Here is an 11,330-nt window from a genome sequence, read left to right on the forward strand (position 1 = left end):
CCGACCCGGTTCGAGCAGGTGAACCAGTCGCGCTCCGAGCGCGGCGTCATCCGCGGGCTGCACTTCCAGTGGGATCCCCCCCAGGGCAAGCTGATGCGGGTGGTCTCGGGCCGGGCGTTCATGGTCGCCGTGGACATCCGCCCGGGCTCACCAACGCTGGGCAAGCATGTGTCGCTCGAGGCGTCCGGCGAGGAGCCGGTCCTGTTCTGGGCGCCGGCTTCGTTCGCTCGCGGGTTCGCCGTCCTCAGCGATATCGCCGAGATCGAGTACTTCTGCACGGCGACCTACAACCCGGCCGCGGAGTCGGGCATCAGGTGGGATGACCCGGCGATCGGGATCGAGTGGCCCGTCGGGGAGGCGAACCTGTCGGCGAAGGACGCGGGTGCGCAGAAATTGGCGGACTGGCTCAAGCGCACCGAGGCCGACGTCTTGCGTCGTGCGGCACCCGGGGGCCGTTGATCGAGCGTGGAAACAGCATCGATTCCCCGTGCGCAAGCGGCGGGACCGATACCTTGGGTTCTGTCCGGTGCGGTTTCGGGCGCATAGCGTCATCTCGTCGTGCGCCGCGGGCGCGTCGATGGACCGAGTGGGGGAGATGCACTACAAGTCAGCCGGGATCGGGGACTCCGTTTCGTTCACCTACCCGGGCGAGCAATGTGTGGCGCCGTGAAGGCCATGCGGGTCCTCATTCCCTATCCACTCCTCGGGCTGCTCGCGTCGCTGCTGGTGCTGGTCGTAGGTCTGGTCCATATCGGTGTCGCGACCATCGAGATGATCAGCGCAGGTTTCACGCTAGGCAGGCGGGCACCGCTGAGAGCGCTCGGCTCCATCCCCGGCCCAGCTCACCCACCGGTGCGCGCGTATCCACAGATCTCTCCCTCTGACGAGCGACCGAAGTGACAGCCAACGGCCTCCTGCTGGCAGCTCCGCGGCGCTCGGCGGCAGCCCTCGCACCCGCCACGGCAATTGCCCTCATCCTCTACCTGCCGCTCGAGCCGGCGATCCTCTCAGCGATTCCCGGCGGCGCCTACTGGGTGCTACGTCTGTTGCCGGACGCTGCTGTCGCGCTGCTCGCGGCCATGACGCTGATTCTCGACGGCAGTCGGCCCGCGAGACCGACGAAGGTTATCTGGGCCACTGCCGCGATCGTTGTCGCGTTGGTGGTGGCAAATTGGGCGCGAGGCATCGAGCCGACCGTGTCGATTAATGCGGCTCGGGTGCTGATTCGATACATGGTCATGGCGTTTCTCATCTGGCGATGGTGGAGCACCAGCTGGGCCTCGCCGCGGGCGTTCGGTCTGGCATTGGTGGCGGCCGGTGCCATTCAGGCCGGCCTCGGCATCGCCGAGGGATTGCCGTCATGGCTCGATACCCTTACGTCGGGTCGTCCGTTCACGCCGATCGACGGCACGATGGGGCGTTATGACCGGTATGGCATGTTCATGACGGCCCTCGCCCTGGTCCTGATCGCAGCCACTTCGCGAGGTCTCACGTGGCGGCTCGGCATGGGGATTGCGGTCGCACTCCTGTGCCTGTCACTTTCGGCAAGCCGTCAGGCAGAGCTCGGGCTCGCGGTAGCCGCCGCATCTATCGCGCTCATCACAGCGATGACCCGGCCGACGCGCCTCGTGGCCGGCGGCGCAGCGGTGGCGGCCGTCCTATTGGTCCTCCTGTCACCCGCACGCATCGCTCCGCCTGCGGGCGGCGCCGAGATCCCGCCCCCGGGCACCGGCGAGGCAGCATCGGCTGGGGGACTTTCACCAAGCCCATCCGAAGTCCCAGTGAGCACCTCCAAAGGCTCCTCCACCCTGTCGATAGATCCGAATGGCAACTTCCGCTTGTACCTCAATCTCAACCTAACGCCATGGTCCGTGACACAGAATCCCGTCTTGGGATTGGGTCCCGGCAGCCACGTGAACCCGGATCCTGAAACGCCGCTCGCGAACCATGTCGAGCGGGATGGGATGGACTGGGCATACGCTGTCGCATTCATGAACGACTCAAACTACGCGTCGCTCGTGATCCAGTTCGGAATGCCGATTGCACTGTTGTTCCTGGCCGTCGTCGTCCGCGCGATCAGTCTGGCTGCTGGACGAACTCGCAAGTCCGGCGACGTGGCTGTTGCCTTCGCATTCAGCTACGGCGTCGCCGTCGCGGTCGCCGCCTTCTTCGGGCCTGCCTTCGAAATCCGCACGGTCTCGGCCCCCCTCTGGATCGGATTCGCCGTGGCGCTAGTGCCCTATCTCGTATCCACCCGCGAGGAGGGATGATGCCCGGCCGCGTCGCTCGCTGGCCTGTGCTCGTTCTGGCAGGCGCAAGCCTCGTCATGCTCGGCGCGCTGCTCTACGTCGGTCGGTGGCTGATGTTCTGGTGGGACGAGTGGGCTTTCATCTTTGACAGGCCTGATCCGACGGCTCGGTCCCTTCTGGCCCCGTTTTTCGACACGTTCGTCGCAGTCCCGGTCGTCGTCTACCAAGCCCTTCTCGCCGCTTTCGGGATGCGGACTTACGTGCCGTATTTGCTGGTCGATTGGGCCGCGCACTTCGCTATCGCCTTCCTCCTGTACCGGACCGTGAGCCGCCGATCCGGCGTCTTCCTCGGGCTCGCTGCAGGGATCTCGGTCATCTTCCTCGGGAGTGGCTTCGAGGTGCTGCTGCAACCGTTCCAGATCCAGTTCCAGTTCGCGATCGTGAGTGGCCTCCTGACGATCGATCAGATCGACACAGGCAGGCGCAGGGTCGCGTCAATCGCCCTCGTGTTCGGCGTTGCGTCGTCCGGCCTTGGCGTGATCTTCGCGGGGTTGGTCGCACTTTGGGGGATCCTCCGACGCGACGGGGCGACCGTGTTGGCGGCGATGCCCGGGATTGCGGTGTACGCCGCATGGTTCTTCACGTGGGGTCGAGAGAGCGGACAGTTGGCTGGTCCCAGACTCGGCGCACTCGACGCTGGTTATTCCGTCGTATACGGTATTGGGGCGGCGTTGTCGGGCGTCATCGGCCTTCCACCTGCTCGCTTCGCGATCGTGGGGATCGCGCTTGCGACGGCCGTGCTCATCGGCGGCGGGATCCTTGCCAGGCGCGGCTACCGGCCGGATCCGCTCGCAGTTGCGGCGATTGCCGCGCTGGCCGCCGAGCAAGTCCTACGGGCGATCCACCGTGGTCAATTTGGTGTTGAGTACGGCGCGCGATCCGGGTACGTTTACGCGGGCAGCATTTTCGTATGGCTCGCGATCTCCGGCCTGATCGGGGGGCGGCTTTCGAATCGTCGAGCCGCATCCATACTCATAGCGATCTTGATCGTACCTATGGTCCTCGGGAATATGCGCCAGTTCGCTGGCGCTGCTGTCCAGCACCGAACGTGGCGGGCGACGGAGCTCGCCGAGCTTCGGCTCATAGAGTCGTTACGCTCGGACCCCCGCCTCGCACTGGATGTCCAGCCCGACGACACGCGCGCGATCGGCATAACAGCTCGATCCTATCTCTCTGCGATCGACCGGTTTGGCCGACCCACACTCGAGTACGACTGGCAACCCTTCATCGATCCTGCGGCCGTCGAAGCTGCGCGACGAAGGTTGTTGCCCGAATCGCCATAACAAGACTTGATGAGTCCGCAGACTCCGACAGCTCGCTGGTTGGCAACAAGACTCACGCGGTTCCGGCCAGGTGTGGCCGCCTCGTCACTTTTGGTGTTTCCGCGCACGCCACCAGACCGTTTCACCCCGGGCGGATCATCGCCCGTCACGGGCCGGGCGATGCGATAACTGCCGATACCGCAGGGATTTGCGCTGCTGCCGCTCGTAGGCGTGTTCAGCGCCGTACTGGTCTTCGGCGCACGGATAGAAGTGCTCATCCTGCGCCACGGTGACGTGCCCTTCTGGCGGCACCCAACGCCACCAGAGTGGCGTAGACGAAGAGGAAGACGATCGCACCGGCGACTGGACCAAGCGTCGGGACCATCGCAGGGAACAGCACTGCAGCGACGGCGGCCACGACGCCTGCCATCAGGGGCATGGAAGATGCGCGCGCGAGGCGACTCTCGGAGATCCGACGCTTCACCTCGAGCCAGTAGACAAGCAGGACGAGCGCGCTGCTCACGATCGAGGCGATCCCCGCTCCGGCGATGCCGATCGCGGGGATGAGCGCGAAGTCGATGGCGATCGTCACGCCGAGAGCTGACGCGATCACGATTGCCCGGCGACCTTGAGCGCCGAGGCTCGTGAGACACACGCCGAGGGCGGACGAGGGAAAGCGGAACGGAAGCGCGAGACAGAGCAGCGCAAGGAGCCATCCGAGCCTCGCGTATTCGCTACCAAAAAGCTCCCCCATCACCGCGTCGCCACCGGCGATCGCGAGCGCCGGAAACGGAATGGCGATCGCGACCAGCATCATGACCGTCCGCTCCAGATGCTCCGTCGCGCTCTCGCGTCTCGAGATCATCTCTGGCAGCAGGGTGCGACCGATGGCTTCGGGAAGAAACTCCGCGGCAGCAACGAGGCGAGCCGCGGCGAAGTAGCCTCCTGCAGCCGCAATTCCGCCGGGTGCCAGCAGCCCCACGATGAGGACGTCGACACGGGCGGTGGCCGTTGTCAACACGTCAAGCGCCGCGAACGGCCGCAGTTCCACCAGCAAGGCTCGCATGACGCTCGCGTCTGGTCGCTCCACGCCAATATGCTGCCGTTTCACCAGAACCGCGCCGATGGCAGCCGAGGCAACAAGCCACACCATGCCGACCAGCAAAGCACCCTCCAGTGGCCAGCCGGCGAACACCAGTATCCCGATGGCTCCAAGCCACACGACGTTTTCGAGGATCGAATGGACGGACGCTGTGGCATAACGCCGCTGTGAGATCGCAACCGCTCGGGCGAGCTCGGCGAGCTGCTGCAGCGCGATCGAGGCACTCGCGACGAAGACGATGGCCGCGCTCTCCGGAAAGGCCCAGACTGCGATCAGACTCAGGAGCAGTAGCGTTGCGGTGACCGATGCGGCCCTGATAGCGATGACCGCCCCTAGGCGGGATGGGAGCGCCTCAGGATCGCGTGCTCCCTCCCGGACAAGGAAGCCGCCGCTGCCGAGCTCGACGGCCGAGATGGCGATCGCCCCCAGCGTGAGCCCAATTGACAGCGCACCCAATGTCGCCGAGTCGAACCTCCGCGCGACGAGGGCCAACAGGGCGAGCGTCGAAATCGCCGACACAATCCGGGCTGCGAGCAGGAGGGTCGTGCCCCGTATCATCGGACGCTTAGGACAACGGGCATCTCGGGGTGGCTACTCCCGCTGGTCTTGCTCCTGAAACCCGTGGATGCGGTGGGTCGTGGCCGTTCATCGATCTGCCGCTCCAGCCATGGCCTGGACGCACGATAGCCTTCCGATGATGTGGTCGTCGACGGCGGTCGGCAGCCGTGGCGGACGCCGCCACGACCCCGCGAGGCCCGGCGGCGCTCGCGAGACATGGGGCAGCTGAGGACGCAGACGCGGCCTCCCTCGCCCGCAAAGCGCCATCCCTCCCCATCGCGTCGGGGTTCGACCGCAAGGCAACGCCCGACCGTTCTACGCAAGATGTGTCACCTGTCATTACGGGCCGGCGTCCCCGCAGCGCTCGGCACTCCCGCGAGACGATACAGTCTTGCGGCGGCACGCCGACCTCCGGTCAATCCTGTCCCAGCGCCGTTTCTGCGCGGCTGCCTGGGGGAGTGGGATTGGTCCTGAGCCCCGCGTGAACCGCGAGTGCAACCGTCCGAGCAACGTCGCCTCGTTCAGAGTCGCCATGGCGGAGAAGATGTGGGACAGTAAAGCAATTGCGCACATGGTGAAAGAAGGCGGAGTGCAACGGCGTGGCAGCCTTGGTGGCTCCTTGCCCACGGGACGGTCGAGAACGTGAGTCCGGGCATACTTCCGTTACGCCCAAGACGAAGAGGGCGGATGCGGAATGGGAAAGGGCAGGGCATTGCGGGTTCTACTCGCCCATAAGTTCTACGAGACACGGGGCGGCGCGGAGGTTTTCTTCTTCGAGACGGGCCGCACCCTCGAGCAGCACGGCCACGAGGTCGCGTACTTCGCTACATCGGCTGATCCCTCAAAAGCTGACGGGTTCCGCACATTCCTTATCTCACCTCCCGACTACGAGCGTGGCAACTTCATCGGTCGACTCAGTCAGATCGGCCGATTGATCTACTCGCGCTCCGTCAAGGAACAGTTCGCTGAGGCGATCCGCACCTTCAAGCCCGATTTGGTGCACGTGTTCGGCATCCATGTGCATCTGACTCCTTCGATCCTCGCTGCAGCTCACGAAGCGGCAGTTCCGATCCTGATGTCATGCAACGACTACAAGCACATTTGTCCGAACTACAAGCTGTACCACCACGGTCACATCTGCATGGACTGCAAGGGCGGCAAGTTCTACAGCGCGACCGTCAATCGCTGCTGCAAGGACTCGGTGACCGTCAGCGTTGCCAGTTCCGTCGAGGCATACGCTCACGACCTTATGGGCGTGTACGACCTCGTCCACACGTTCTTGTTCTCGAGCCAGTTCATGGCACACGAGACACAGGAGTTTTGGCCTAACCGCTCGTTCCGCTGGCGCCAGCTGCGTAACCCATTCGACAGCACCAAGTTTCGCCTGGAAACGGCATACGAAGACTACGCCCTGTTCGTCGGACGGCTGATCGAGGAAAAGGGAGTCGATGTACTCCTCGACGCCGCATCTCTCGTCCCCTCAGTGCGGGTGAAGATCGTGGGTACGGGCCCGGAGGAAGGAGCCCTGCGGGCGCAGGCTGCCCGGCTCGAATTGACAAACGTCGAATTCCTTGGAGCGGTGTGGGGTGATGATCTTGACATGCTGCTCTCGAGGTCCCGCTTCCTCATCGTGCCATCGGTGTGGCACGAGAATTATCCGTACGTGATCAACCAATCGTTTGCGTTTGGAAAGCCAGTCATCGCCTCGGATCGAGGCGGCATGCCAGAGCTCGTCGACCACGACAGGACTGGCCTCGTCTATGACTCCGGCGATCGTGCCGCCCTCGCTCGCGCCATGCAGGCGTTATGGGATGACCCGGACCGAACCGTTCGCCTCGGCCGAGCGGCGAAGGAGTACTCGGACGCGACCTTCAACGACGAGCGGTTTCTTGAGACGTTGCTCGGGATCTACAGTGAGGTGCTCGATGCGGGCGTTGGTACTGGGGGGTAGTGGGTTCATCGGATCCCACCTTGTCGACGCGCTCCTCGCCGACGGCCACCGCGTCCGCGTCTTCGACCGCCAGCCCGACCGCCTACGAGGGGCGTTGAAAGGTGTCGACTACCGGTTCGGGTCTCTAGTTGACGTCGCTGAGGTCGCAGAGGCACTGGTCGGGATCGACGTCGTCTACCACTTGGTAAGTACGTCGGTACCCAGCACGTCGAACCTCGATCCGTTGGCTGACATCCAAGGGAACCTCGTGCCCGCGGTGCAGCTTTTGGACCAGATGGTGCGCTTTGACGTGCGCCGGATTGTTTTTCTCTCGTCCGGTGGAACTGTCTATGGGAACACCACGGCGTCTCCTGTGCGCGAGACACACCCGTTGCGGCCGATTTGCTCGTATGGAGTTGTGAAGGTCGCGATCGAGAACTACCTGTTGATGTATCAGGAACTGTACGCGATCGAACCGGTCGTTCTTCGTCCATCCAACCCCGTCGGCCCCCGCCAGGGGCACATCGGCGTTCAGGGCGTCGTTCCCACGTTCCTGCGTCGGCTGCTCGACGGTGACCAGATTCATGTGTGGGGCGACGGAACGGTCGTTCGAGACTACATTGACATCACCGACTTGGTTTCACTTTGCGTCCGGGCAGGCAGCTCCGACGCCATCGGGGTGTTCAATGCGGGCAGTGGGGTCGGGACCTCCATCCTCGAGGTGCTCTCGACCATCGAGTTGGTTACCGGCGTTCCGCCCAACGTCACCTTCCAACCAAGCCGGGCCTTCGATGTGCAGAGGATCGTCCTTGACAGTGAACTCGCGAGGCGAACCTTCGACTGGTCTCCGTCCGTGACACTCGAGGAGAGCATTCGTCGCGTGTGGAGCTGGCTGCTCACCCTCAATGCGTGACAACCCGGCCACTGGGCGAGCAGCGACGGCACACCGCGTGTTCAGGCTCCGGTTGCCTCGCCGCGCATCGCAAGGGAGAGGTGTTCCAGGAGGCGCTGGCGCAGTGAGCAGATCGTCGCCGACATCACCCCGACCTCCGCAGCGCCACCCGTGTTTGGTCGTCGTCTGGCTGAGAGGTGAAGCGGCCTCCTAGGCCAGGCCGACTGCTGACTCGTCGAGGTACTCGCGGAGCGCCACCTGCCACGCCCGCATCCGGTTCAGGCCGTGGAGATCCAGCATGTAGTTGCGCATGATCTCGCTGCGAGGACGCGGGGCGGAGTACGTCTCCGAGAAGTGCGCGGAGTCGACGGCCACCACATGAACATCAGAGCGGCCGGAATGGCGCACGATCTCAAGGGCTACGTCGTACCGACTTCCCTCCCCGCGACAGGCCATGTGATAGCGGCCATAGAACCCCGTCTCCACGAGCTCCAGAAGATTCGCTGCGAAGTCCCGAGTGTAGGTCGGCGTTCCGAGCTTATCCTCGACCGCGTGGATTGTCGTCGCTCCGGCACGCAACTGTTCGCCGATCTTGTGCACGAACTTGTGATCGCGATCGCCGCCGCCGATCATCCACCCTGCACGCACCACGTATGACTCGGGCATCAGGCGCATCGCGACAAGCTCCCCTTCGTACTTGGAGCGCCCATACACGTTGATGGGGTTCGCCCTATCCAGCTCGGTGTATGCGCCATCCTTTGTTCCATCGAAGACGCCCGCGGTGCTGATGTACACCAGCGGCGTACCGCGCGCCCTGCACGCGAGCGCGACGAACTCCGTCCCCAGGGTGTTGGTACGGTATGCGTGATCCGGATCTCGTTCGCACGCCTCGAGATCCGTCTCGGCGGCGAGATGCAGTACCAGGGCGGGCCGCACCACGTCCACCAGCTTGCGCACGGCTGCAGCATCGCGGACGTCAAGCGTTCCCATCTCTAAGCCATCAACTGGGCGTGGCTCGAGATCCGTGGCCACGACCTCGTGACCGGCTCGGACGAAGGCCGGGTACATGGCGCTGCCCAGCATTCCGGCGCTTCCCGTGATCAAGACCTTCATCGTCTGGTCGAAACCCTCTTGCTGCCATGTCGTCGTCTTGCGAACCGGGTGAACATCACCTCGTAATCGTCGGTAATCCGGTCCCAGTTGTACTCTCGCTCTGCGCGAGCTTGGGCGTGCGACCGGAGAACGGCACGACGAGGCGCATCCTGCAGGAGCCTGAGGCAGTCTGCCAGTCCATCGACCGGATCCTCGGGATCGTATGACAGTCCAGCGTCTGCGATGACGGCACGGTTCGTCTCAGTTCCACGGACGATCACGGCATTGCCGGCGGCCATCTGTTCCAGAAGCGCCGGGCTGGTCCCCGAGGTCGGCGAAGTTTGAACGTAGGCGAACGCGTGCGTGGTGAGCTGGCGGTATGCGGCACCGTACTGGTACCCCGTGAAGATGACATCGGGTCCGCCCAATCCGTGGAGGCGATCCCGGTATCCCCCAGCAAATGGGGCATCGCCGACGATGACGAGGCGCATCTCGTTCGGCAGCGCGAGCCGGAACGCCGCAATGAGCTCCTCGACGCGAGTCTCCGGTTCGAGACGGCCAACCCATAGCACGTAGCGGTCCGGGACTAGACCGAACGTGTCAAGTGCCTCCGTTCCAGCGTCCGGGGTGAACGATGCACCGTACGGCGAGTAGACCGCCTCGATACCGTATTGAACTAGGTAGCGGTCGCGGATGACGGGGTTATCAGCGACCACGACGTTCGCGGCGACGGCAGTCAGCCGCTCGACCCCGCGCAGGTATCGCGACGCAATGCCTCCCCACTTGGCTCGCTTCCAGTCGGCGCTATCCACGTTCAGTACAACGGCCGCACCGAACAGCCGCGGTACCCAAGCGAGAGACGTGTTGCCGACCCCGCACACGTAGACGATGTCAAACCGCTGGAGCGCGCCGTGGAGCACACTGATCGTCGTGTGCGAGATGGTATCGAGGTGCTTCGTCCGGATTGACGGGATGTGGTGCAGCCTGACGCCCCGGTACCAAGCCAGATCTGTGTGCCCTGTCACATGCGGCCGGTTATAGACGGCCACGTGATGTCCGCGCGCTGCCAATCGCGGCGCGAGATGCTCGTAGAAGGTCTCAAAACCGCCGTAGCTGGCCGGAATCCCTCGAGTTCCCATGAGGCCGATGCGAAGCGGCCGATCTAGGAACGCCTCCCGGGGCTGTCGCGGGGTCATCGACCCGAGTGTACCCGTGGTGGGTGGTTCGCCACCGGCACGCGGACCGCGGGGCCTTCGCGAGCTCAGCGGCCCGTGGGAGCGGCGCCTGGCGGGTTGAACTTGGCCCAGGCGGTCTCGGTCAGACTGTTCGGCGACGAGAGCCGCCGCCGGAGGCGGCGCCCCTAAGCGGCACCCTTGCAGGGCGCCGCGCCACAGCAGGGCCATTGGGCCTGGACGTCACCCGGGCCACCCGGCACCGGCACCCTTTCAGGCGATGCGATACTTTCACGTCACCGCGGCCGGAGGGCCGCGTCGGCACGTGGGGGAACTCGTCAGGCATGACTTCGACGCGCGTTCCCGGCCGATCGGCGACTGCTGCGGTCACGCTGTCGTTCATCTGGCCCGGACTCGGGCACGCTTACCAGCGGCGGTACCGTCCAGCGCTGATATATGCGCTGCCGATGGTTGCCGTCCTCGCCTACGTGATCCTGGGGCTTGCGCAGCGCGGCCTGCGGGGCATGGCCCTGGACCTGTTCGACCCGGCGTTTGCGCAGACCGTCCTGGTGCTCGGCATCCTGCTCGGGCTCTGGCGGCTGCTGGCCATGGTGGACGTGTGGCTGTTCGCGCGGCGGGCGGGATCAAGGGTCGCCGTTGCCGCGGGGGTGCTCGCGCTGCTGGCGGCAGTGGTCGTGGGGGTGCACGGCTACGCGGGGTACCTGGCCTGGTCGTTCTATGACGCGAGCAGTCACATCTTCGTGGGCAGCGTGGGTGGTGACCTCCCGCTTCCCGACACGGATCCGACGCCCGCCGACGCATCGGCCACGGCTCCGACGGGATCTCCCATGCCGACGACGCCGGAGGAGACCGCCGCCCCCGGGTCTTCGCGCATCACGATCCTGCTCACCGGCGTCGACTCGACCGCCACCCGCACCCACGCGCTCACGGACACGCTGCTCGTGCTGAGCGTCGACCCGGCCACGAAGACCGGGGCGATGGTCAGCATCCCG

The 11,330-nt window shown here is 64.9% G+C and carries 9 protein-coding genes; 6 read left to right on the forward strand and 3 right to left on the reverse strand.

The annotated features are described in order from the left end of the window. From rfbC to VGK32_18835, 3 genes are all read left to right on the forward strand, one after another. The coding region (gene rfbC / locus VGK32_18825) for a dTDP-4-dehydrorhamnose 3,5-epimerase (protein HEY3383821.1) at positions 1-459 on the forward strand (459 nt) is incomplete at its 5' end. 437 nt (positions 460-896) lie between these two features. Next, entirely contained in the window at positions 897-2,270 is a 1,374-nt protein-coding gene (locus tag VGK32_18830) for a hypothetical protein (protein HEY3383822.1), read from the forward strand. A 56-nt stretch (positions 2,271-2,326) separates the two neighbouring features. Continuing rightward, positions 2,327-3,592 (forward strand): hypothetical protein, encoded by a 1,266-nt coding sequence (locus VGK32_18835; GenBank protein ID HEY3383823.1) that lies wholly within the window; start codon positions 2,327-2,329, stop codon positions 3,590-3,592. Positions 3,593-3,845: 253 nt separating this feature from the next. Here the strand turns inward: VGK32_18835 and VGK32_18840 are convergent, their stop codons facing one another. Beyond that, on the reverse strand, positions 3,846-5,231 hold the full coding sequence (locus tag VGK32_18840; GenBank protein HEY3383824.1) for a polysaccharide biosynthesis C-terminal domain-containing protein: 1,386 nt from the start codon (positions 5,229-5,231) through the stop codon (positions 3,846-3,848). 694 nt (positions 5,232-5,925) lie between these two features. Between VGK32_18840 and VGK32_18845 the strand changes: the two genes are divergently transcribed. Next, entirely contained in the window at positions 5,926-7,182 is a 1,257-nt protein-coding gene (locus tag VGK32_18845) for a glycosyltransferase family 4 protein (GenBank protein HEY3383825.1), read from the forward strand. Next, a complete protein-coding gene (locus VGK32_18850; protein ID HEY3383826.1) occupies positions 7,157-8,074 on the forward strand; it encodes an NAD-dependent epimerase/dehydratase family protein in 918 nt (305 codons plus the stop codon). The genes VGK32_18845 and VGK32_18850 overlap by 26 nt, the downstream gene beginning before the upstream one ends. Before the next feature lie 189 nt (positions 8,075-8,263). Here the strand turns inward: VGK32_18850 and VGK32_18855 are convergent, their stop codons facing one another. Both VGK32_18855 and VGK32_18860 read right to left on the reverse strand, forming a co-directional pair. Beyond that, positions 8,264-9,166: an SDR family oxidoreductase gene (locus tag VGK32_18855; GenBank protein HEY3383827.1), complete on the reverse strand. Its 903-nt coding sequence runs from the start codon at positions 9,164-9,166 to the stop codon at positions 8,264-8,266. After that, a complete protein-coding gene (locus VGK32_18860; protein ID HEY3383828.1) occupies positions 9,163-10,548 on the reverse strand; it encodes a glycosyltransferase in 1,386 nt (461 codons plus the stop codon). Before VGK32_18860 ends, VGK32_18855 begins: the two co-directional genes overlap by 4 nt. A 113-nt stretch (positions 10,549-10,661) precedes the next feature. On the opposite strand from VGK32_18860, the gene VGK32_18865 reads away from it, so the two are divergent. After that, positions 10,662-11,330: hypothetical protein (locus tag VGK32_18865; GenBank protein HEY3383829.1), on the forward strand; the 669-nt coding region annotated here is incomplete at its 3' end.

It is taken from the genome of Vicinamibacterales bacterium, assembly GCA_036504215.1.
Taxonomy (GTDB): Bacteria; Acidobacteriota; Vicinamibacteria; order Vicinamibacterales; family Fen-181; genus FEN-299.